Raw genomic sequence first — 20461 nt, forward strand, 5'->3', positions numbered from 1 at the left:
CGTCAGCGGCGGATCAGCCCCTGCGCCTTCCCCGCCGCCACCGCAGCCGTCCGGGAATCCACCCCGAGCTTCGTGTAAATGTGCACCAGATGCGATTTCACCGTCGCCTGGCTCAAAAACAGCCGTTTGCTGATCTCCAGGTTCGACAATCCGTCGGCGACCAGACCCAGCACTTCGATTTCCCGCGGCGACAACGCGGCCGCCGGGGTGCGCATGCGGTTCATCAGCCGGTGCGCGACCGCGGGGGCCAACACGGTCTGTCCGGTGGCGGCATTGCGCACCGCGGCGGCGAGGTCTTCCGGCGGGGCGTCCTTCAGCAGGTATCCGGTCGCGCCTGCTTCGATCGCGGCCAGGATGTCGCCGTCGGTGTCGTACGTCGTCAGGACCAGCACTTTCGGCGCGTTGGCCGCCGCAGTGATCGCCGCGGTTGCTTCGGAGCCGTGCATTCCGGAGCCGAATTGGAGGTCCATCAGCACGACGTCCACGCCTGCCGCCAGCCGCACGGCCTCTTCGGCGGAGGACGCTTCGGCGACGACTTCCAGGTCCGGTTCGGTTTCCAGGACGGCGCGCAATCCGGCGCGGACGACGGGGTGGTCGTCGGCCAGCAGGAGGCGGATCATCGCGGGTCCACGGGGAAGCTCACGGCCAGCGCGGTGCCGTTGCCGGGCGACGATTCCACCGTCCACGAGCCGCCGAGGGAGCGGGCGCGGGCGCGCATCGCGGGCAGGCCGAAGCCGCTGCCGCCGCGCACTTCCTGCGGGTCGAAGCCGATGCCGTCGTCCACGGCGTCCAGGGTGATGCTCGTGTCCATGTAACTCAAGGTCAGCTCGGCGCGACCGGCCGCGGCGTGCCGGACGGTGTTGGCCAGCGCCGACTGGGCGATCCGCAGCAAGGCGACCTCGTACGCGGTCGGCACGTCGAACGGGGTGCCGCTGAGGTGAAAGTGGACAGTCAGGCCGGAACGCTGTTGTGTGGTCACGCACAGGCGTTCCAAAGCCGCGGGCAAGGACGCGCCTTCCAGTTCCACCGGGGCCAGCGCGTAGACGAGGCGGCGGGCTTCGGTGAGGTTGTCCTGGGCGGCTTGCCGGGCTTGCGTGACGTGCGGAACCGCGGCGTCGGGACGGTCCGGCAACGCGCGTTCGGCGGCGCGGAGCAGCAGGTGGATGCTCGAAAGGCCCTGCGCGAGGGTGTCGTGGATTTCCCGCGCGAGGCGTTCCCGTTCGGCTAGCACGCCCGCGGAGTGTTCCATCGCGGCGAGGTCGTTGCGGGTCTCGCGGAGCTCCTCGATGAGCTGCCGCCGTTGCTCGCTCTCGCGGTAGAGCGCCTGGTAGCCGAGCACGGTGGCGATCGCGACCGCCGCCCCGAGCGCCGGGCCGATGATCACGCCGACGCTGAATCCGCCTTGGTGGCGCGTGAAACCGGCGATCGCCAGCACCGTGGTCAGCGCGACGACGGCCGGGCCCCAGCGCGTCGGCAGCAGGTGCATTTGCAGGAAGTACAGCGGGAAAGCCAGCCACACCCCGTCGGGCGTGAGCCACAGCAGCACGAGCCACGCGACGCCCAATACGGCCAGCCACCCCGCCGTCGCGCCCGGCAACCGGCCGACGCGAGGCAGCAGCGGGCCCGCGGTGTAGACGCCGCCCATCACCAACGCGCCCGCCAGCACCGCGGGCGCGTGCGGCACCCCGTCGGCGAAAGCCCGCGCGACGGCGAGCACCAGCAGCCCGGCGAGCAGGAGGTGCAGGCAGACGCGCAGCACGCGCAACGGCCGGTCGAGGGTGTGCGGGTTCACGAAAGCGGCTACCTCCCCCGCCGATTGTCCGGGTCCCGGCCGGAATCCGCATCAATCGAAAGGTTGAGCGGCGAGTGCACCCATCGATTCCCGGGGGACCGTCCGCGGCGCGATGTCCCCGCGCCCCGGCCGGACGACGCTGGGAAGCACACCGAGAAGGAAGGGACGCACATGTTCGTCGCGTGGCGGGATCTGCGCTTCGCCAAGGGGCGGTTCGCGTTGATGGGGACCGTCGTCGTGCTGATGACGTTGCTGGTCGGGTTGTTGTCCGGGCTGACCGCGGGGCTGGCCGCGCAGAGCACGTCCGCGATCACCGGGTTGAAGGCCGACCACCTGGTCTTCGCCGAGCCCGGCAGCGGATCGCTCTCGTTTGGACAGTCCACAGTGACCCGTGCGCAAGCCGAGCAGTACGCCCGGGTCCCGGGGGTGACCAACGCGGAGCCGATCACGATCAGCACGGCCAGCGCGGCGGTCGGCGAGCGCACCGCGACCTTGGCGGCGTTCGGAGTCCAAACCCAGAGCCCGGGCACCGCGGTGCTGTCCACCGATGCGGCTGACGCGTTGAAGGCCCGCGCAGGCGACCAGCTCACCTTGCAAGGCCAGAAGGTCACCGTGTCCGCCATCTCCGGGGACGCGTCCTACAGCCATCTCCCAGTGGTGTGGACGCACCTCGCCGGTCCAAACGCGACAGTGCTCGCGCTGACCACCGGACCGTCCGCCGATCTCGCCACCGCGGACGCACGCCTCGGCACCCGGACAGTCACGAAGGACGACGCGTTGTCCGCGATCGGTTCGTATTCGGCGGAAAACGGCTCGCTCCAGCTCATGCGCGGCTTCCTGTTCGTGATCTCCGCGCTGGTGATCGGCGCGTTCTTCACCGTGTGGACGATCCAGCGCAGCCGCGACATCGCGGTGCTGAAAGCGCTCGGCGCGACCACGAAGTACCTGCTGCGGGACGCGCTCGGCCAGGTTGTCGTGCTGCTGGTCGGCGGGACCGCGCTCGGGACCGGGCTCGCCGCCGCGCTCGGAGCGGTCGCGTCCGGGACGGTGCCGTTCGTGCTCAGCGCGGGCACCTTGCTCGGCCCGGCGGCAGTGCTGGTGGCCCTCGGGGTGCTCGGCGCCGCGCTCGCGGTCCGCCGCATCACGTCCGTCGACCCGCTGACCGCCCTCACCTCCGGAGCGCACTGATGAGCCTGCACCTGTCCGGCATCACCCTCACCTACCCCGACGGCGATTCCCGCCTCACCGCCCTCGACCAGGTCGACCTCCACGTGCCCGCCGGGAGCGTCGCCGCGGTGGTCGGACCGTCCGGGTCCGGCAAATCGAGCCTGCTGGCCGTCGCCGCGACGCTCATCCGGCCTGATCGCGGTCGCGTGGTCGTCGGCGGCGTCGACACCACTGAGCTGGACCGCGCCGCGCTGGCGGAACTGCGGCGCACCAAGATCGGGATCGTGTTCCAGCAACCGAATCTGCTCGCGTCGCTCACCGCGGCGGAACAGCTGGAAGTGATGGCGCACCTGAGCGGAACGCCGCGCCGCGAGGCGGCGAAACGGGCCGCGGAGTTGCTCGACGCCGTCGGGCTGGCCGATCGCGCGACGCACCGGCCCGGCCGTCTTTCCGGCGGACAGCAGCAACGGGTCAACATCGCGCGCGCCTTGATGAACGAGCCCGCCGTGCTGCTGGTCGACGAACCGACGAGCGCGCTGGACCAGGACCGCGGCGCGGCGGTGATCGATCTGCTCACTACGATCACGCATCAACAGGCGACGGCAACCGTGCTGGTCACCCACGACCGCTCCCACCTCGAAGGGGTCGACTCGGTGCACGAGGTCGTCGACGGACGGATCCACCAGCCGGCCCGGGCCGGAGCCGAGGAGAACCGATGACGAAGAAAATCTACTGGGCCGCCGCGATCTACACGATCCTCGGCCTGCTCGGCGGGCTGTACTACCGCGAGCTGACCAAGGCGGAGCACTTCACCGGCGACACCCAGCTGTCCATTGTGCACACTCACCTGCTCGCGCTCGGGACGCTCGTGTTCCTGATCGTCCTGGTGCTGGACAAGGTGTTCACGCTCTCGGCGACGAGGTCGTTCGCGCCGTTCTTCTGGATTTACCACGCCGGGATGCTCGTCACGGTCGGCGGAATGGTCGTGCACGGCACGCTCACCGTGCTGGGCAAGGAATCCGGCGCGGCGATCGCCGGGATCGCCGGGCTGGGGCACATTCTGCTGACGATCGCGTTCGTCCTGTTGTTCGTCGGTCTCCACGGCCGGATCTGGAAGCCCGCCGAGTCGAAGGCGTGACGTGAGGGGAACCCTCAGGGAATCAGAGTCCCTGAGGGTTCCCCTCACGTACTTACTGGCGGCGGAAAGTGAGAGCCGCGAGGATGGCGCCAACCAGGGCGATCACCGCTGAACCGACGAACGCGACCGAGTAGCCGTTCGTCAACGCCGCCGGGTCGCCGAGCGCGCCCGCGCCAGACGCAGCCGCCAGTGCGGTCATCACGGCCAGCCCCAGCGCCGACCCCACCTGGTAGCCGGTGTTCACGATCCCCGACGCGAGGCCGCCTTCTTCCGGCCGGGCCGCGGAAATCGCCGTGCCGAGCGACGGGATGAACGCCAGCGACATCCCCAGCGCCGCGACGAGCGACGCGGGCAGGACGTCCACCCAGAAGCTGCCGTCCGCCCGCACCAGGGCGAGCCAACCCAGCCCGGCCGCCAGCAGCAGCAACCCGGCGACGATGGGCGGCTTCGGGCCGAACTTGCCGATCACCCGCGGGGCGAGGGCGATCATCCCCAGCATGATCAGCGCGGTGATCGGCAGCAGCGCCGCACCGGCCGGGAAGGCGCGGAAGCCGAGCACCTGCTGCAGGTAGAGGTTCAGGAAGAACCACATCGGAATCCACGCCGCGCCAAGGAAAACCTGCGCCAGGTTCGCCGCGCCGAGCCGCGGGGCACGGAAGATCGACAGCCGCATCAACGGAGTTCGGGCTTTCGCCTGCCGGACAACGAAAACCGCGAGCAGCGCGAGACCGGCACCGAGCGCGATCCACGTTGCTGCCCAGCCCGCTTCCGGAGCGCGGACGATTCCGTACACCAGGGTCCCCAGGCCGAGCGTGACGGTCAGTGCGCCAAAAACGTCCACGGTGCCACGGGTTCCGGCCGACCCGCCGGGGAGTACGGCGCGGGTGGCGAACAGCGCGAGCACCGCGATGGGCACGTTCAGGTAGAACACCCACGGCCACGACAGGTACTCGGTGATCACTCCGCCGAGGAACACCCCAGCGGTACCGCCGGCCGGAGCCGCCGCGCCGTACAGCGCAAGGGCTTTCGTGAGTTCCTTCGGGTTGCTGCCGAAGAGCATCATCAGCAGCGTCAGCGCGGACGGGGCGACGAGCGCGGCTCCCGCGCCCTGCACGATCCGGCCGGCGAGTTCGACCGGCACGTTCCCGGCGGCCCCGGCGAGCACCGAACCGGCCAGGAGAATCGCCCATCCGGCGGCGAAAAGCCTTCTGGCGCCGAACAAATCCGACAGCCGCCCGCCTAGCAGCAGCAGGCCGCCGAAGGCGATCACGTAAGCGTTGAAGACCCAGGACAGCGTGCTGGGCGTGAAGCCGAGGGCGTCGCGCATGCGCGGCAGCGCGACGCCGATGATCGAGGTGTCCATGATCACCATGAACTGGGCAAGGGCGATCAGTCCGAGCGCCCACCAGCGGAGGATGTTCGGCCGGGTTTCCGGGGCAGCAGTCATCGTCTTTCGCTTTCTCTTCAAGGGGAACGGCAGCACGGCATGCGGCTGCTCAGGCGGCGTCGAGGACGAAGGCGGCGGTGCGCACGACGCCCTCGGCCTGGAAGTCGAGGTACAGCAGGTAGCGGCCGGTCGTCGGGGCCTCGGCGTGGAAACGGATGTCCGGGCCGGGTTTCCCGTCGTCGAGCGCGTGGATGTGCAGGTAGGCGAGGTCGCCCTGACGCAGCGCGACCAGGTGCCCGAACGAACCCAGGTACGGCTCCAGATCGGTGACCGGCTGCCCGTCCCGGGTTACGCGCGCGGTCAGCATCGTTCCGGTGCCAGCCGCTAGCACGCCTTCGAGAGCCACCTCGTAGCCGTCGACCTCGCTCACTGCGACCGGTTCCGCGGCCTGCGGCTGGTAGTCACCGACGACCTCGACCGTCCGCGACAGCGTCACGCTCTCGCCGCCCGCCGGGGTCAGATCGGTGAAGACGCGGTAGGTGCCTGCCGCGTCCCAGGTCCACGGGATCGTCCAGACGCCGGTTTCCGGGTCGAGCACCGGATGACGGTGCCGGAAATGCGCGCCGTCGCTGCGGACCACGATCAGGTGCAACTGCTTGCCGTGCGCCTCCTCGTACTTGGTTACCGGTTTTCCGCCGGCAGTGGCGACGGTGAACGACAGCTCGCCGTCCTCCCCCGCTCGAACCGGGGCGCGCACTGCGCCGAGCTGGACCTCGCCTGCCGAAAGTGCGGTGCCGTTGACATTCATCGGACTCTCCTTCGCTCGTTCTCGACGGCACGAACTTTATACCCCATGGGGGTATTTGGAAGTGTGTGCTGGGTCTCCTTCCGGGCGACCCCGGCTCTTGTCTCGGGCTGAGACCGGCGTTACGCTTCGTCGACGGCGGTGCGCCCGCACCGTCCGTTCCGTTCGCTCTCGAGGAGGTGCGCGTGCTTCTGACTTCCGGACAGCTCGCCGACCTCCGTCAGCGCACGCGCCAGTCCGCTTGGAACAAGGGGCGCGTCGCGCACGGCTGGCCAACGCGGCGCTGAGCGGTCTCCGCTCGGTCACGCTCCGCGCACGGGATCGCTTTCCCGTTGCCGCTCCTCCCACGGTCCCCTGACCTGCGCCGACCCGGCGCGTCGGCGGCCGTGGCCCCAGCCGAGAAAAGACGAGAGGAACTCCGATGGTCGACCCCGAGGTGACCGTCAACGGGAAACGCACCGCGATCGGCGCCGTTCCCGTGCACACCACGGCACTGGACTGGCTCCGCGGACAGGGCCTGACCAGTTGCAAGGAGGGCTGCGCCGAAGGCGAATGCGGCGCGTGCGCGATCCTGGTCGCGCGGCCCGGCGTCGAATCCCCGACGGACCTGGTCGCGATCAACGCGTGCCTCGCCCCGGTCGGATCGCTGGACGGGCAGGAAGTGTGGACGGCCGAGGGTCTCGGGTCCACTGAGGACTTGCACCCGGTGCAGCACGAAATGGCCGTGCGCGGCGGATCCCAGTGCGGTTACTGCACTCCCGGGTTCGTCTGCAGCATGGCCGCTGAGTACTACCGCGGCGACCGCGCCGCGACCGGCGACGAGCACGCGCCGAACGGCTTCGACATCCACGCGCTGAGCGGAAACCTCTGCCGCTGCACCGGATACCGGCCGATCCGCGACGCCGCGCACGCGCTCGGCGCTCCCCCGGCCGAGGATCCGCTGGCACAGCGCCGCACCTGCCGCGCGCCGGAACCCGTTGCGACGCGACTGCACGACGACGGACGGGATTACCTCCGCCCGGCCAGCTGGAGCGAAGCGCTGCAACTGCGCCACGACCGTCCTAACGCGACTTTCGTGGCCGGGTCGACGGACTGGGGCGTCGAGGTGAACATCCGCGGCGTCCGGGCGGACTTCGTCGTCGCCATCGACCGCGTGCCGGAACTGCAGGTGCTGAACATCGGCGCGGACACCATCGAAATCGGGGCCGGGCTGAGCCTCACCGAAATGGACCGCCGCCTCGACGGCCGGGTGCCGTTGCTGAGCCAGCTGATTCCGCAGTTCGCGTCGCGGCTGATCCGGAACACCGCGACACTCGGCGGAAACCTCGGCACCGGTTCGCCCATCGGCGACTCCGCACCGGTGTTGCTCGCCCTGGGCGCAAGCGTCGTGTTGTCCTCTGTGGACGGAGAGCGCGAAGTGCCGCTCGACGAGTATTTCACCGGATACCGGCAAAGTGTGCGACGGCAAGACGAACTGATCCGATCCGTGCGGATTCCCTTGCCACTGGCCGGGACCACCGCGTTCCACAAGGTCGCCAAGCGGCGGTTCGACGACATCTCCAGCGTCGCCGTCGCGTTCGCGCTCGACATCGAGGACGGTCTCGTGCGCACCGCCCAGATCGGCCTTGGCGGGGTCGCCGCGACGCCGATTCGCGCCAAAGACACCGAAGCGGCACTCGTCGGACAGTCCTGGAACGAGGAAACCGTCCGCGCCGCAGCGGAAATCCTGCGCGGCGAGGGCACGCCGATGGACGACCATCGCGCGAGTGCCGCCTACCGCGCCGCGACGCTGGGCCGCAGCCTGCTGAAACTTCACGCCGACTCTCTTGAGGGAGCACGAGCATGAGCGCACTTTCTGAACGCCCGGAAAGCCCGTCCATCGGGATCGCCCGTCCGCACGAAGCCGCCGCCGCGCACGTCCGGGGCACCGCGCTGTACACCGACGACCTTGTCGCCCGCACGAAAGACGTCCTGCACGCATACCCCGTACAGGTACCTGAGGCGCACGCGAAGGTGCTCGCGATCCGCACCGGGGCAGCGGAAGCCGTACCCGGCGTGGTCCGCGTCCTCACCGCGGCGGATGTCCCTGGCGTCAACGATTCCGGCGTGCACCACGACGAACCGCTGTTCCCGTCCGAGGTCATGTTCTACGGCCACGCGGTGGCCTGGGTGCTCGGCGAGACGCTGGAAGCGGCGCGGCTGGGCGCGGCGGCCGTCGAGGTGGACACCGAAGCGCTGCCGTCGCTGGTGACCGTCGCCGACGCGATCGCCGCGGGCAGTTTCCAGGGCGAGCCGCGAGTGGTGGCGCGCGGCGACGTCGACCCGGCGATGGCCAGTTCAGCACACGTTTTCCGCGGCGAATTCGACTTCGCCGGACAGGAGCACTTCTACCTGGAAACCCAGTGCGCGCTGGCGCACGTCGACGAGTCCGACCAGGTTTTCGTGCAGAGCAGCACGCAGCATCCGTCGGAAACGCAGGACATCGTGGCGCACGTGCTGGGCAAGCACAGCCACGAGGTCACCGTGCAGAGCCTGCGGATGGGCGGCGGGTTCGGCGGCAAGGAATGGCAGCCGCACGGGTACGCCGCCGTCGCCGCGCTCGGCGCGACGCTCACCGGACGTCCGGTGCGGCTGCGGCTCACCCGCACCCAGGACATGACGATGACCGGCAAACGGCACGGTTTCCGCGCCGAATGGAGCGTCGGCTTCGATTCTGACGGCAAACTGCAGGCGTTGGACGTCGTGCTGACCGCGGACGGCGGCTGGAGCCTCGACCTGTCCGAACCGGTGCTCGCCCGTGCGCTGTGCCACGTCGACAACGCCTACTGGATCCCGCACGTCCGCGCGCTGGGGCGGATCGCGAAGACGAACAAGACGTCGCAGACCGCGTTCCGCGGCTTCGGCGGGCCGCAGGGCATGCTGGTGATCGAGGACATCCTCGGCCGCTGCGCGCCGTTGCTCGGCATCGACCCGACCGAACTGCGGCGGCGCAACTTCTACTCCGAAGGCCAGGAGACGCCGTACGGCATGCCGGTGCGGCACCCGGAACGCATCCACCGGATCTGGCAGCAGCTGCTGGACTCGGGCGACGCCGATAAGCGGCAGGCCGAGATCGCGGCGTACAACGCGAAGCACGCGCATTCCAAGCGCGGCCTCGCGATCACGCCGGTGAAGTTCGGGATTTCGTTCAACCTCACCGCGTTCAACCAGGCCGGCGCGCTGGTGCACGTCTACAAGGACGGCTCGGTGCTGATCAACCACGGCGGCACCGAAATGGGCCAGGGCCTGCACACGAAGATGCTGCAGGTGGCCGCGACCGCGCTGGGCGTGCCGCCGGAAAAGGTGCGGCTGGCCCCGACCCGGACGGACAAGGTGCCGAACACCTCGGCCACCGCGGCGAGTTCGGGCGCGGACCTCAACGGCGGCGCGGTCAAGAACGCCTGCGAGCAGATCCGCGACCGGCTTCTCACCGTCGCGGCGGGCAAGCTCGGCGTGCCCGAAAGCGACGTCCGGATCGTCCGCGGCGCCGCGCGCACCCCGTCCGGCGAGGAGATCGGCTGGGACGAACTCGTCCACGCGGCCTACTTCGACCGAGTGCACCTTTCCGCGGCCGGGTACTACCGGACCGAGGGCCTGAGCTGGGATTCCGCGACGATGAGCGGCACCCCGTTCAAGTACTTCGCCTACGGCGCGGCGCTGGCCGAGGTCGAGGTGGACGACTTCACCGGCGCGTACCGGACGCGACGGGTCGACATCGTGCACGACGTCGGCGACAGCCTGTCCCCGCTGATCGACATCGGCCAGATCGAGGGCGGGTTCGTGCAGGGCATGGGCTGGCTGACCCTGGAAGACCTGCGCTGGGACGAGTCCGACCGGCCCTCTCGCGGACGGCTCGCGACCCAGGCGGCGAGCACGTACAAGCTGCCGAGTTTTTCGGAGATGCCGGAGGTCTTCAACGTCACGCTGCTCACCGACGCCACCGAAGAAGGCGCGGTCTACGGCTCGAAGGCGGTCGGCGAACCGCCGTTGATGCTGGCCTTCGCGGTGCGGGAAGCGTTGCGGCAGGCGGTCTCCGCGTTCGGCGAGCCCGGGCACAGCGTCGACCTCGCTTCGCCGGCGACGCCGGAGGCCGTGTTCTGGGCGATCGACCGTGCCGTCACCGCCGCTCCGGTGGTCGAGGAGCAGGTACCGGATCTGGTGGGCCAGCCGTGAACTGGCTCAGCGCGGTCCAGCACCTGCGGGACGCGGGGCTGCCGGGCGTGCTCGTCACCGTGACGTCCTCGCGCGGGCACACCCCGCGCGAGGGCGGCGCGAAAATGGTGGTCGGCTCGTCGGAAACGCACGGCACGATCGGCGGCGGCAACGCCGAGGCGGTCGCGATCGAGCGGGCCCGGGAGCTGCTGCGGGACAACGCGACCGCGCCGGTGCTGCAAACGCTTTCGTTGTCCGACAAGGCTCCTTACCAGCACGGCGTGCAATGCTGCGGAGGGACGATGACGCTGTTGTTCGAGCCGCTTCCGGTGCGTCCGGCGGTGGCGGTCTTCGGGGTCGGGCACGTCGGCCTCGAGCTGGCGCGGGTGCTCGCCCGGCACGAGGTTTCGCTGCACCTGATCGACAGCCGACCCGAGCAGCTCACTGCGGAACGGCTGGCGGTGCTCGACGACGCCGTGGCCAGCGTGCACGTCCACCAGGTCCCGCTGCTGCCGGAGACGGTGCTGTCGGAGCTGCCCGCGGGCACGCACGTGCTGATCATGACGCACGACCACGCCGAGGACATCGCGCTGTGCGACGCGGCTCTGCGCAGCGGCACGTGCGGGTCGATCGGGCTGATCGGGTCCGCCGGGAAGTGGTCGCGGTTCCGGAAGCGGCTGACCGACCTCGGGCACGACGAGGCGGCGCTGTCCCGGATCACGACGCCGATCGGGCTTCCGGACCTGACCGGGAAGGAACCGGCGGTGATCGCGGTGAGCGTCGCGGCTTCGTTGCTGCAGAAATTCCAGGCGCGCGTCCAGCCGGGAGCACTGAAGGCGTAAATCGCTTGCCTGCCCCCGGGAGCACGACTGGGATACGGGGAGACACCGTCAGCTCCTGGGGGCCTCCTGCGATGGAAATCCGGCGCAACAACGACTACGAGCTCTTCTTCAGCACCGTGCAGGCCGCGTTCGGCCGGTACTGGCCCGACTCGGCGGGCAGCGGGATCCTGGGCGCTTTCGAGAGCGAACGGAGTTTGATCGCCCACGCGCCGGACGGGAAACCGGTCGGCACCACCGGCGCGTACTCCTTCGATCTCACGCTTCCGGGCGACGTGCTCGCCTCCGCCGCCGGCGTGACCGCCGTCGGGGTGCTGCCGACGCACCGGCGGCAGGGCGTGCTGCGCGCGATGATGCAGGAACACCTCGCCGACGTGCGTGCTCGCGGGGAGTTCCTGTCGGTCCTGCTCTGCTCCGAAGCGGTGATCTACCGGCGATTCGGCTACGGACCGGCCACCTACACGGAGCAGATGACCGTCGAACGGCACCGCTCCGGTTTCGGTGCCCCACGTGGAGGTACGCCGGTCGCGACCGGGTCCGTCGAGTTGCTCCGGCGCGTCGACTGCGGTGAGCTGCTGGAAGAGATCTACGACCGCTACCGCCGCACCCAGCCCGGCGCGTTGTCGCGTCCGCACCGCTGGTGGGCGCTGGGCGCGGGACATCCGCCAACTGGCCCGGAGCCGCGATACCTCGCCGTTCACCGCGACGCGGACGGCACTGCTGACGGGTACGCGAGCTACCTGGTCAACGACGCCGTCCTGACCGTCGACGAGGTCATCGCCGTCGACGACGCGGCTTTCACCTCGCTCACCGAGTACCTGCTGGGGCATGACCTGGTGAAGAAGATCGACTTCCGGCACCTCCCGCCAGGAAACCCGCTGCGCTGGCAGCTGGCGGACCTGCGCGCGGGCGAGCCCACCACGACGGACTGGCTCTGGGTGCGTTTGCTGGACATCCCGCGCGCCCTGACCAGCCGTGGTTGGTTCACGGACGGGTCGCTGGTGCTCGACGTGACGGACCCGTTCCTGGCGGAGAGCGGCCGGTACCGGCTCACGGTGCGCGACGGGAAGGCGGAGTGCGTGCGGACGGATCTCCCGCCGGACTTGTCGCTGGATGTAAGCGATCTCGGGTCGATTTATCTTGGCGGGACCTTGCCTAGTGTGCTGGTGCGGGCTGGGCATGTTCAGGCGCACCACGGAGACGCGGCCGGGGCGGCGGACGCGCTGTTCCGATCGGATCGCGCACCCCACTGCGTGCACTGGTTCTAAACCAGCACCTCAGCCGCCAACCGGCGCGCGTACGCCGCGTCGAGGCCGTCCGGGCGGAACAGGATTCGGTACATGATCGGGGCCACCACCCGGTCCATCACCGTCTCCGCCGCCGGTGCGGCCTCGCCCCGGGCGACCGCCCTGGCCAGGACCACTTCCACCTGGTCGACGGCGTATGCGGAGCACTGTCCGGCGTTGCTGCCGTCCGGATCGCCGAGCAGCGCGTCGCGGATGTAAGCCCGGCCCGCCGGCGAAGACATTTCGTCCAGGAACAGTTCGGTCCACGCCGTCAGGTCCTCCGCCAGCGAACCGTGGTCCTCCGGCGGGGCTTCCGGGCGCAGCCGCTCGACCGCGACGTCCGACAGGAGTTCCTGCAGGTCGCCCCAGCGCCGGTAGATCGTCGACGGCGTGACGCCCGCGCGGGCGGCGACCTGCGGCACGGTCAGCGCGTCCCGGCCCGATTCGGCGATCAGGTCGCGGACGGCGGCGTGCACCGATTCCTGGACTCGCGCACTGCGCCCGCCCGGGCGCACCATCCGCTTCTGGCTCACCGTGCCACTGTAAGCCGCGCCCGTTCCAGTGCGTGTCCGGTCCGCAGCAGCACGGACTCGCCGTGCGGCCGGGCAAGGAGTTGCAGCCCGATCGGCATCCCGTCGGGATCGTCGCCGATCGGGAGCGTCAAGGCGGGCACGCCGGTGATGTTCGCTGGGGCCGAGAGCCGGATGTACGCGTCCGAGACTGTTTCGACGCTCCCGTCCGACCAGGTGATGGTCTCCTGTCCGGCGGGAACGGCGGTGGTCGGGACGGTCGGCGCGGCGAGAACGTCGATCTTGTCGAACAGCCGCGTCCATTCCTGGCGCATGAGGGTGCGGGTGCGTTGGGCACGCAGGTAGTCCCCCGCGCTCATCAGCTCGCCGGCTTCGAGCAGCACGCGGACGTCGGCGGTGTACTGGTCGGGCACGCTGCGGATGCTTCGTTCGTGATACGCCGTGGCCTCGGGAACCATCAGGCCCCAGTGCGTCGCCTGGAGGTAGCGGGTCATCGGGACTTCGACGTCGACCAGCTCCGCGCCCAGTTCGACGAGGTGGTCGATCGCCTCGCGGACGGCGGCTTCCACTACCGGGTCGAGGTGGTCGAAGTAGTAGTTGCCCGGCACCCCGACGCGGAGCCCGGTCAGATCTTCGCCAAGGGGGAACGACTGTCCAATAAGGACGGACAGGACCAGCGCGGCGTCCTCCACGGTGCGGGTGATCGGGCCGACGTGGTCCAGCGACCAGGACACCGACGTCACGCCGTTCCGCGGGATGAGCCCGTAAGTCGGTTTGAGGCCGACGACTCCGTTCAGCGCGGCGGGGACCCGGATCGAGCCGCCGGTGTCGGTGCCGAGGGCGAAAGTCGCGGCACCCGCGGCGACGGCTACCGCCGAACCGCCGCTAGATCCTCCGGCGACCCGGGACGGATTGCGGGCGTTGTGCGTCTGCGGAGTCGTGAGGCCGTAAGCGAATTCGTGCGTGTGGGTTTTGCCGAGGAGGACCGTTCCGGCGGCCTTGAGCTGGGCAGCGACAGTGCTGTCCCGCTCGGCGCGATGTCCGGCGCGGACTTGGGAACTGGCGGTGGTCGCGGTTCCGGCGACGTCGATCAGGTCCTTCAACCCCATGGGGATGCCGTGCAGCGGGCCCCGGAGGTCGCCGAGTTCCGCGGCTTCCGCACGAGCCCGATCGGCGTCCACCGTGACGTACGCGTGCAGCCGGGGTTCCACCTCTTCGATGCGCGCCAGGACATCTTCGACCAGCTCCGTCGGCGACACCCGACGGTCCCGGATCGCGGCGGAGGCTTCGGTGAGAGTGAGGTCAGCGAGCGACATGGCTCTCCTCCGCGCGGTAGAGGGAAGCCGGCGGGGTGTCGCCGAAATCCAGGTCGCGCAGGACAGTCACCACGGAGTGGATGTGGTTGGCGACGGCGGCGACGTCGGAATGCCGGGCGGCAGCCAGCGGCAATCCGGCTCGGGCGGCCAGGCTCGCCGCCTCCTCGGGGGTCAGGTCGGGCACAAGGACTCCTAAAAGCTAAGCGTTTGCGTTAAGCGACAGTAGCGGCTACCGTGGCTTAACGCAAACATGTTGCGTTAAGGAGGCGTTGCCCATGTCCTGGACCGTCGGCGAGATCGCTGTCCACCGGATCGACGAGATCGAATTCCCCGCCGCGACCGGGCCGTGGCTGCTCCCCGGCGCGACCGCCGAGGTCGTCTCGGGCGAGGACTGGCTGCGGCCGGACTTCGCCGACGGCGGCTCGATCCGCTTGCACAGTCACAGTTTCGCGTTCGAGAAGGACGGGATGAAGATCCTCGTGGACACCGGGATCGGCAACGGGAAGACCCGCGCCAACCCGGCGTGGCACGGTCTCGACACCGGATACCTGGACGCGCTGGCCGCCGCCGGGTTCGCGCCGGACGAGGTGGACCTGGTGCTGCTCACCCACCTGCACGCCGACCACGTCGGCTGGAACACGCGCGAGCAGGACGGCGAGTGGGTGCCGACGTTCCCCTCCGCGCGGCATGTCACCGCCCGCGCCGAGCGAGAGTTCTGGGCGGGCTACGCGATGGACGAACCGCGACGGCAGATGTTCGAGGATTCCGTGCTGCCAGTGGAACGCGCGGGCCTGCTGGACCTGGTCGACGTCCCAGCGGCCGGGGCGGAAATCGTGTCCGGCGTGCGCTTGCTGCCGACGCCCGGCCACACGCCGGGGCACGTCTCGATCGAACTGCGCAGTGCCGGCGAGACCGCGCTCATCACCGGGGACGCGGTGCACCATCCGGTGCAGTTCGCGCACCCGGAGATCGGCGCGTCGGTGGACATCGACCCGGCGGAATCCGAGAAAACCCGCCGCCGCCTGCTCGCCGAACTGGCCGATTCGCGCGCGCTCGTACTGGGCACACACTTCACCCCGCCCACCGGCGGCCATCTGGTGCGGCACGGGTCCAGCTACCGGCTCGTGGAAAAGCCGTGAAGGACTCCTTGAGGGAATCTGAGTCCCGCAAGGAGTCCTTCACGGACCTCAGGACAGGTAGGTCGGCAAGCCGGCGACGGCTTCGCTGATCGCCCCGTCGAAGGCGTCGGCCAGCGAGTCCGGCGAGATTTCCGTGCTGTACACGACGATCGACCGGCCTGGCTCGATCTCCAGGACGTCCACCGTGCCGAGGTGATCGGTGACGGGGAGATCGCCGCCGGTCACCCGGTACTGCAGCCGTCGCCGGGCCGGGTCATGAGTGACGACGGCCTCTTCCAGGACCGAACCGTCCCCCAGCACCACGGTGCGGTGCCGGGTGTCGCCGGTGGAGGACTTCATCGAGGGGAACCAGTCGGCGACCGCCGCGGGATCGCCGATCACCTGCCAGACCGCGTCGGCGGGGGCGTCGATCAGGACATGGGAGCGCAGGGCGGCCATCAGCTGTCCGAGAAAAGCTTGCCCGCCCGCGCCCAGTTCGCGGTGTCGACGTCGGTGAACACGATGCCGACCGATTCCGGGGCGCAGTCGCCGATCCGGCAGATCTCGCGGGTCAGCACCTCGGCCAGCTCGCGCTTCTGCTCGGTGGTGCGACCGGGGAACCAGTCGATCTGGACGTGCGGCATGGGAACTCCTTGTCAGCTCAGGGATTCAGCGGCCCGCTGGGTGCGGGCCCGGTATTCGCGGCGGATGGCGAGCGCTTCGTCCAGCTCGACCGCGACGAAACGGGTGCGGGTGTTCGGCGCGGACTGCGCCACCAGGTCCAGGTCTCCGCTGAGCACAGTGCCGACCATCATGTACCCGCCGCCGGACACCGCGTCGCGGTGCAGGATGATCGGTTCGACTCCACCGGGAACCTGGATCGAGCCGATCGGGTAAGGCGCGTCCACGATGTTCGACGGGTCCTGTCCGGCGCCGAACGGCGGAGTGCGCGGCTTGGTTTCCAAGTGCGCGCCCTGGTACCGGAAACCGACCCGGTCGGCGACCGGGGTGAGCGTCCAGTCGGTGTCCAGGAACGTCGCGCGGCCCGCGTCGGTGAGCACTTGGTCGTAAAGCCCCATCACCACGCGGACTTCGATCTCCTTCGACAACGCCGGGCGCAAGGATTCCGGCAGTGCGCGCCCAGCGACGCCCGTACCGGTGCCGACTGGAATCACGTCTCCGGCGACGAGCGGCGCTCCGCTGATCCCGCCGAGCTTTCCCAGTCCGTAGGTGGATCGGCTGCCCAACACCAAGGGGACGTCAACGCCGCCGCTCACCGCGATATACGCGCGAGCGCCGCGTTTGCAGAAGCCGAAGGTGAGGACATCGCCCGCTTTTACCGCGAACGCTTCCCACAACGGCCGTTCCTCGCCGTTGAGTTTCGGCGGAAGTTCTGCACCGGTGATCGCGATGACGGTGTCCTCGGTGAAGTGCAGCTCGGGTCCCATGTAGACACATTCGAGCACGGCCGCACCGGGATCGTTGCCCACCAAGCGGTTCGCGACCGAGTACGAGTACTGGTCGAGCGCGCCCGAGGGCGGGATGCCGACGTCGTAATAGCCGTTGCGGCCGGCGTCCTGGATCGTCGTGGCCAGTCCGGGCTGGCGGACCTCAATCGGCACGGAGCACCTCCATCAGTCCCGCGGTGAAGCCGTCCGGGTCGTCGAGGTACTCGCGCAGCCCGAAGTCGACCGGGCGCGAACGGATCCGGAACGTCCCGGCCTCGACCTCCTTGACGTGGTCGTCGTAGGCGTCCCGGCCGATCGGCTTGAACCGCACGATGTCGCCGGGCCGGAAGAACACCATGAACTCGCCGAAGTCCGGCAGTTCCTGCGCCGGATCGTAAATCGGTGCGGGCGTGATGCCGAACATCTGGTACCCGCCCGCGCCGCGCACCGAGTAAATGCAGCTGAAGCAGCCGCCGTAGCCGACTGTCTGCTTAGGAGTGTCCGTGCGCGGCCGCAGGTACTTCGGCACGACGATCTGCCGTTCCCGGGGCACCATCTGGTACATGAACGGCAGCCCCGCGACGAACCCCACCATCGAGACGAACCACGGCGCACCGCTGTGTGCGGCGATGAATTCTTCCGCCCCGGCGTATCCGTTGATCCGCGCGGCGTACTCGATGTCGGTGGCGTCCGGGTCCTGATGCCGGTCGCGGAAGCGCATCAGCGTTTCAGTCGTCCACGGATCCTGGTACAGCACCGGAATCTCGACCACCCGCGTCGACAGGCTGAAGTCCGCGGCGTCGCCGACCTTCTCCTCGATGTCGCGCAAATGCGCCATCAGGGTGCGCGGTTCGATGACGTCCGGGTCGTACCGGACCTGATAGGACGCGTTCGCCGGGCAGATTTCGATGACGCCGTCCGGCCGGTTCTCGCGCAGCGACGTGGTGATCGCCATCGCGCGGAAGTTGGCCTGCAGGCTCATTTCCTCGGCCAGCTCGACGAAAATGTGCTCGTCGCCGCCCCAGCTGTACCGGGCGGGAGTCGCGCCGCTCATGCGCCCGCCTCCGCCCGCTTCGTGAGCCACTCTTCGAGCGTGCCGGTGGTGAACGCGCCGTCGGCGAACCATTGCTGCCCGAGAAGTTCGACGAGCAGCGTCGTGGTGGTGGGAACGCCTTCGACGACCAATTCGGACAGTGCGCGCTTCGCCCGGCGCAACGCGGTCGGCCGGTCGTCGCCCCACACGATCACCTTGGCCACCAAGGAGTCGTAGAACGGCGGGACCTGGCTGCCCGGCGCGAGCCACGTGTCGGTGCGGACCCACGGGCCGCCCGGCAACCGGACGTCGCCGATCTTCCCGGGCCCGGGAAGGAAATCGCGCTCCGGGTCTTCCGCGCAGACCCGGAATTCGACGGCGTGCCCGCGCTTGGTCACGTCCGCTTGCCGGAACCGCAACGGTTCCCCGGCCGCGATCCGCAGCTGCTCGGCGACCAGGTCGATCCCGGTGATCAGCTCGGTGACCGGGTGCTCCACCTGGATCCGGGTGTTCATCTCGATGAAGAAGAACTCGCCGGTGTCGTCGTCCACGAGGAACTCGCAGGTGCCCGCGCTGCGGTAGCCGACCTCCTTGCACAGCCGCACGGCCGCGGCGGTCATCTCGGTCCGGATCCGCTCGTCGATGCCCGGCGACGGCGCCTCCTCGACCACCTTCTGCCGCCGCCGTTGCAGCGAACACTCGCGCTCGAAGACGTGCACCGTCTCGGAACCGTCGCCGAGCACCTGCACCTCGACGTGCCGCGCGGCCCGCACGAACCGCTCGAGGTACATCTGCCCGTCGCCGAACGCACTCGCGGCCTCGCCGGATGCCTGCGGGAACGCGACCTTCAGTTCGGCCTCGTTCGCGACGACCCGGATCCCGCGACCGCCGCCGCCCGCCGCCGCCTTCAGCATGATCGGATACCCGATCTCGCCCGCCGCGGCGACCGCTTCGGCCACATCGGACACTCCGCCGGGCGTCCCGGGCACCGTCGGCACCCCGGCCGCCTGCGCGACCTGCCGCGCCCGGACCTTGTCCCCCATCTGCTCGATGACCGAGGCGTCCGGACCGACAAACGTGAGCCCCGCGTCCGCCACCGCCGCGGCGAACGACGCGCGCTCGGACAGGAATCCGTAGCCCGGGTGCACCGCGTCCGCACCGGTTTCCTTCGCCGCGGCGAGGATCGCGTCCGCCACCAGGTAGCTCTTCGTCGCCGGGGCCGGGCCGATCGGGACGACCTGGTCGGCGAGCAGCGCGTGCGCGGCGCTGCGGTCCGCCTCGCTGACGACCGCGACCGTCTCGATCCCCAGGTCGCCCGCCGCGCGGATGATCCGGACCGCGATCTCGCCGCGGTTGGCGATCAGCAGCCGTTTCATGCGTCCACCTCGAGCACTACCAGCGGCTGGCCCGCGTCGACGACCGCCTCGGCGTCGGCGGCGAACTCCACGACGGTCCCGGCCGCGCCAGCGGGCACCGGGTAGAAGGACTTCATCACCTCGACCAGCCCGACCGTGTCGTCCGCGCCGACCTTCTGGCCGGGCTTCACGAAATCCGGGCTGTCCGGGTCGGGCTTGCGGTAAAAGACCCCGGGAATGGGCGAAACCACTTCGAGACGGGACATCAGCGTCACCTCGCACTCGGTAGGGACAAGTTCGGAATTCAGGTCAGGTATGGCGTCAGCGCATCATGCACGCTTTTCGCCAGATCCACCGCGCCAGGAGTGTCCGAGTGCACACAGACGCAGTCCGCGCGCATCGGGATGTCCTGACCGTCCACAGAGGTCGCGAGCCCCTCGGTGACCGCGCGCACGGACCGCTCGGCGGCGATCGCCGGGTCGTAAGCAACGTGCTCGCGAGTGATGATGAGCGAACCGTCGGCACGGTAGTCCAGGTCGGTGTAGTACTCGGCAATGAAGCCCTGGCTGCGCTTGCCCCACACCTTCTCGTGCACGGTGTTGGCCATGCCCATCAGCGGCACGTCGAAGACGTCGGCCGCCTCGGCGATCGCCCGCGCGACCGTCTCGTCCCGCGAGGCCAGGCCGTACAGCGCGCCGTGCGGTTTGATGTGGTTGAGCGGCATGCCGTGCTCGGCGAGGAATCCGGTCAGCGCGCCGACCTGGTACACCACCGCGGCGGTGAGTTCCGCGGGCTCCATCTTCAGCTCCCGCCTGCCGAACCCGTCGCGGTCCGGGAACGACGGGTGGGCGCCCACCTTCACCGAATGCTCGTGCGCCAGCGCGACCGTGCGCCGCATGACGACCGGGTCGGCGGCGTGGAAGCCGCAGGCGACGTTCGCGACCGTGATGTAGGGCATGATGCCCTCGTCGTCGCCGCAGCGGTAGATGCTGTAGGCCTCGCCCATGTCGCAGTTGATGGCAACCATGAGTGCTGTTCCTTGTCTCTTTCCGGAAT

22 protein-coding genes are annotated in these 20461 nt (G+C 69.6%); 8 read left to right on the plus strand and 14 right to left on the minus strand.

The features are described 5' to 3' along the window. Positions 1 to 2: 2 nt before the first annotated feature. Positions 3 to 620, minus strand: coding sequence for a response regulator transcription factor (locus DMP23_RS02490; protein ID WP_337820040.1), 618 nt, complete (start codon positions 618 to 620; stop codon positions 3 to 5). Beyond that, positions 617 to 1792: a sensor histidine kinase gene (locus DMP23_RS02495; RefSeq protein WP_337820041.1), complete on the minus strand. Its 1176-nt coding sequence runs from the start codon at positions 1790 to 1792 to the stop codon at positions 617 to 619. Before DMP23_RS02495 ends, DMP23_RS02490 begins: the two co-directional genes overlap by 4 nt. Before the next feature lie 171 nt (positions 1793 to 1963). Here DMP23_RS02495 and DMP23_RS02500 point away from each other — a divergent pair, with 171 nt between their 5' ends. From DMP23_RS02500 to DMP23_RS02510, 3 genes are read left to right on the plus strand one after another with little or no spacing between them, the layout of a single operon-like run. Beyond that, on the plus strand, positions 1964 to 2980 hold the full coding sequence (locus DMP23_RS02500; protein WP_337820042.1) for an ABC transporter permease: 1017 nt from the start codon (positions 1964 to 1966) through the stop codon (positions 2978 to 2980). Next, positions 2980 to 3678 carry an ABC transporter ATP-binding protein gene (locus tag DMP23_RS02505; protein WP_275294652.1) on the plus strand — a complete coding sequence of 233 codons (699 nt, stop codon included), beginning with the start codon at positions 2980 to 2982 and terminating at the stop codon, positions 3676 to 3678. The genes DMP23_RS02500 and DMP23_RS02505 overlap by 1 nt, the downstream gene beginning before the upstream one ends. Further along, positions 3675 to 4097 (plus strand): DUF2871 domain-containing protein, encoded by a 423-nt coding sequence (locus DMP23_RS02510; RefSeq protein WP_337820043.1) that lies wholly within the window; start codon positions 3675 to 3677, stop codon positions 4095 to 4097. Before DMP23_RS02505 ends, DMP23_RS02510 begins: the two co-directional genes overlap by 4 nt. Before the next feature lie 52 nt (positions 4098 to 4149). On the opposite strand, the gene DMP23_RS02515 is transcribed toward DMP23_RS02510, so the two are convergent. Continuing rightward, the gene (locus DMP23_RS02515; RefSeq protein ID WP_337820044.1) at positions 4150 to 5544 is read right to left on the minus strand and encodes an MFS transporter; all 1395 of its coding nucleotides are present in this window, start codon (positions 5542 to 5544) and stop codon (positions 4150 to 4152) included. A gap of 49 nt (positions 5545 to 5593) precedes the next feature. Further along, positions 5594 to 6292 (minus strand): hypothetical protein, encoded by a 699-nt coding sequence (locus tag DMP23_RS02520; protein WP_337820045.1) that lies wholly within the window; start codon positions 6290 to 6292, stop codon positions 5594 to 5596. 418 nt (positions 6293 to 6710) lie between these two features. Here DMP23_RS02520 and DMP23_RS02525 point away from each other — a divergent pair, with 418 nt between their 5' ends. The 4 genes from DMP23_RS02525 to DMP23_RS02540 all read left to right on the plus strand — a co-directional run bounded on the left by DMP23_RS02525 (position 6711) and on the right by DMP23_RS02540 (position 12587). Continuing rightward, positions 6711 to 8135: a xanthine dehydrogenase small subunit gene (locus DMP23_RS02525; RefSeq protein ID WP_336158405.1), complete on the plus strand. Its 1425-nt coding sequence runs from the start codon at positions 6711 to 6713 to the stop codon at positions 8133 to 8135. Beyond that, entirely contained in the window at positions 8132 to 10501 is a 2370-nt protein-coding gene (xdhB, locus tag DMP23_RS02530; protein WP_337820046.1) for a xanthine dehydrogenase molybdopterin binding subunit, read from the plus strand. The genes DMP23_RS02525 and xdhB overlap by 4 nt, the downstream gene beginning before the upstream one ends. Beyond that, positions 10498 to 11322 (plus strand): xanthine dehydrogenase accessory protein XdhC, encoded by an 825-nt coding sequence (xdhC, locus tag DMP23_RS02535; RefSeq protein ID WP_275294648.1) that lies wholly within the window; start codon positions 10498 to 10500, stop codon positions 11320 to 11322. Before xdhB ends, xdhC begins: the two co-directional genes overlap by 4 nt. Positions 11323 to 11393: 71 nt before the next feature. Beyond that, the gene (locus DMP23_RS02540; RefSeq protein WP_337820047.1) at positions 11394 to 12587 is read left to right on the plus strand and encodes a GNAT family N-acetyltransferase; all 1194 of its coding nucleotides are present in this window, start codon (positions 11394 to 11396) and stop codon (positions 12585 to 12587) included. Here the strand turns inward: DMP23_RS02540 and DMP23_RS02545 are convergent. From DMP23_RS02545 to DMP23_RS02555, 3 genes are read right to left on the minus strand one after another with little or no spacing between them, the layout of a single operon-like run. Continuing rightward, complete coding sequence (locus tag DMP23_RS02545) at positions 12584 to 13138, minus strand: TetR/AcrR family transcriptional regulator (protein ID WP_043840193.1); 555 nt, start codon at positions 13136 to 13138, stop codon at positions 12584 to 12586. The genes DMP23_RS02540 and DMP23_RS02545 overlap by 4 nt on opposite strands. Next, positions 13135 to 14451 carry an amidase gene (locus DMP23_RS02550; RefSeq protein WP_337820048.1) on the minus strand — a complete coding sequence of 439 codons (1317 nt, stop codon included), beginning with the start codon at positions 14449 to 14451 and terminating at the stop codon, positions 13135 to 13137. Before DMP23_RS02550 ends, DMP23_RS02545 begins: the two co-directional genes overlap by 4 nt. Further along, complete coding sequence (locus tag DMP23_RS02555; RefSeq protein WP_337820049.1) at positions 14438 to 14635, minus strand: hypothetical protein; 198 nt, start codon at positions 14633 to 14635, stop codon at positions 14438 to 14440. The genes DMP23_RS02550 and DMP23_RS02555 overlap by 14 nt, the downstream gene beginning before the upstream one ends. Positions 14636 to 14726: 91 nt before the next feature. On the opposite strand from DMP23_RS02555, the gene DMP23_RS02560 reads away from it, so the two are divergent. Next, on the plus strand, positions 14727 to 15590 hold the full coding sequence (locus DMP23_RS02560) for an MBL fold metallo-hydrolase (protein ID WP_337820050.1): 864 nt from the start codon (positions 14727 to 14729) through the stop codon (positions 15588 to 15590). A 48-nt stretch (positions 15591 to 15638) separates the two neighbouring features. On the opposite strand, the gene DMP23_RS02565 is transcribed toward DMP23_RS02560, so the two are convergent. From DMP23_RS02565 to pxpA, 7 genes are read right to left on the minus strand one after another with little or no spacing between them, the layout of a single operon-like run. Continuing rightward, a complete protein-coding gene (locus DMP23_RS02565) occupies positions 15639 to 16028 on the minus strand; it encodes an SRPBCC family protein (RefSeq protein WP_238607311.1) in 390 nt (129 codons plus the stop codon). Next, positions 16028 to 16213, minus strand: coding sequence for a tautomerase family protein (locus DMP23_RS02570; protein WP_043840203.1), 186 nt, complete (start codon positions 16211 to 16213; stop codon positions 16028 to 16030). The genes DMP23_RS02565 and DMP23_RS02570 overlap by 1 nt, the downstream gene beginning before the upstream one ends. A 12-nt stretch (positions 16214 to 16225) precedes the next feature. Beyond that, positions 16226 to 17191, minus strand: coding sequence for a biotin-dependent carboxyltransferase family protein (locus DMP23_RS02575; RefSeq protein ID WP_337820051.1), 966 nt, complete (start codon positions 17189 to 17191; stop codon positions 16226 to 16228). After that, positions 17181 to 18071, minus strand: coding sequence for a 5-oxoprolinase subunit B family protein (locus DMP23_RS02580; protein WP_337820052.1), 891 nt, complete (start codon positions 18069 to 18071; stop codon positions 17181 to 17183). The genes DMP23_RS02575 and DMP23_RS02580 overlap by 11 nt, the downstream gene beginning before the upstream one ends. Next, entirely contained in the window at positions 18068 to 19426 is a 1359-nt protein-coding gene (locus DMP23_RS02585) for an acetyl-CoA carboxylase biotin carboxylase subunit (RefSeq protein WP_337820053.1), read from the minus strand. Before DMP23_RS02585 ends, DMP23_RS02580 begins: the two co-directional genes overlap by 4 nt. Next, positions 19423 to 19671 (minus strand): acetyl-CoA carboxylase, encoded by a 249-nt coding sequence (locus DMP23_RS02590; RefSeq protein ID WP_037717008.1) that lies wholly within the window; start codon positions 19669 to 19671, stop codon positions 19423 to 19425. The genes DMP23_RS02585 and DMP23_RS02590 overlap by 4 nt, the downstream gene beginning before the upstream one ends. A gap of 38 nt (positions 19672 to 19709) precedes the next feature. Beyond that, positions 19710 to 20432, minus strand: coding sequence for a 5-oxoprolinase subunit PxpA (pxpA, locus tag DMP23_RS02595; RefSeq protein WP_337820054.1), 723 nt, complete (start codon positions 20430 to 20432; stop codon positions 19710 to 19712). Positions 20433 to 20461: the final 29 nt, after the last annotated feature.

The sequence above is a fragment of the Amycolatopsis sp. A1MSW2902 genome (genome assembly GCF_017312175.1).
Classification (GTDB): domain Bacteria; phylum Actinomycetota; class Actinomycetes; order Mycobacteriales; family Pseudonocardiaceae; genus Amycolatopsis; species Amycolatopsis nivea.

What these genes read in the sequence shown, in the direction of transcription:
- DMP23_RS02490 (WP_337820040.1), bottom strand. Translation starts at nt 620, where the DNA reads ATGATCCGCCTCCTGCTGGCCGACGACCACCCCGTCGTCCGCGCCGGA.
- DMP23_RS02500 (WP_337820042.1), top strand. Translation starts at nt 1,964, where the DNA reads ATGTTCGTCGCGTGGCGGGATCTGCGCTTCGCCAAGGGGCGGTTCGCG.
- DMP23_RS02505 (WP_275294652.1), top strand. Translation starts at nt 2,980, where the DNA reads ATGAGCCTGCACCTGTCCGGCATCACCCTCACCTACCCCGACGGCGAT.
- DMP23_RS02510 (WP_337820043.1), top strand. Translation starts at nt 3,675, where the DNA reads ATGACGAAGAAAATCTACTGGGCCGCCGCGATCTACACGATCCTCGGC.
- DMP23_RS02515 (WP_337820044.1), bottom strand. Translation starts at nt 5,544, where the DNA reads ATGACTGCTGCCCCGGAAACCCGGCCGAACATCCTCCGCTGGTGGGCG.
- DMP23_RS02520 (WP_337820045.1), bottom strand. Translation starts at nt 6,292, where the DNA reads ATGAATGTCAACGGCACCGCACTTTCGGCAGGCGAGGTCCAGCTCGGC.
- DMP23_RS02525 (WP_336158405.1), top strand. Translation starts at nt 6,711, where the DNA reads ATGGTCGACCCCGAGGTGACCGTCAACGGGAAACGCACCGCGATCGGC.
- xdhB (WP_337820046.1), top strand. Translation starts at nt 8,132, where the DNA reads ATGAGCGCACTTTCTGAACGCCCGGAAAGCCCGTCCATCGGGATCGCC.
- DMP23_RS02540 (WP_337820047.1), top strand. Translation starts at nt 11,394, where the DNA reads ATGGAAATCCGGCGCAACAACGACTACGAGCTCTTCTTCAGCACCGTG.
- DMP23_RS02550 (WP_337820048.1), bottom strand. Translation starts at nt 14,451, where the DNA reads ATGTCGCTCGCTGACCTCACTCTCACCGAAGCCTCCGCCGCGATCCGG.
- DMP23_RS02560 (WP_337820050.1), top strand. Translation starts at nt 14,727, where the DNA reads ATGTCCTGGACCGTCGGCGAGATCGCTGTCCACCGGATCGACGAGATC.
- DMP23_RS02565 (WP_238607311.1), bottom strand. Translation starts at nt 16,028, where the DNA reads ATGGCCGCCCTGCGCTCCCATGTCCTGATCGACGCCCCCGCCGACGCG.
- DMP23_RS02570 (WP_043840203.1), bottom strand. Translation starts at nt 16,213, where the DNA reads ATGCCGCACGTCCAGATCGACTGGTTCCCCGGTCGCACCACCGAGCAG.
- DMP23_RS02580 (WP_337820052.1), bottom strand. Translation starts at nt 18,071, where the DNA reads ATGAGCGGCGCGACTCCCGCCCGGTACAGCTGGGGCGGCGACGAGCAC.
- DMP23_RS02585 (WP_337820053.1), bottom strand. Translation starts at nt 19,426, where the DNA reads ATGAAACGGCTGCTGATCGCCAACCGCGGCGAGATCGCGGTCCGGATC.
- DMP23_RS02590 (WP_037717008.1), bottom strand. Translation starts at nt 19,671, where the DNA reads ATGTCCCGTCTCGAAGTGGTTTCGCCCATTCCCGGGGTCTTTTACCGC.
- pxpA (WP_337820054.1), bottom strand. Translation starts at nt 20,432, where the DNA reads ATGGTTGCCATCAACTGCGACATGGGCGAGGCCTACAGCATCTACCGC.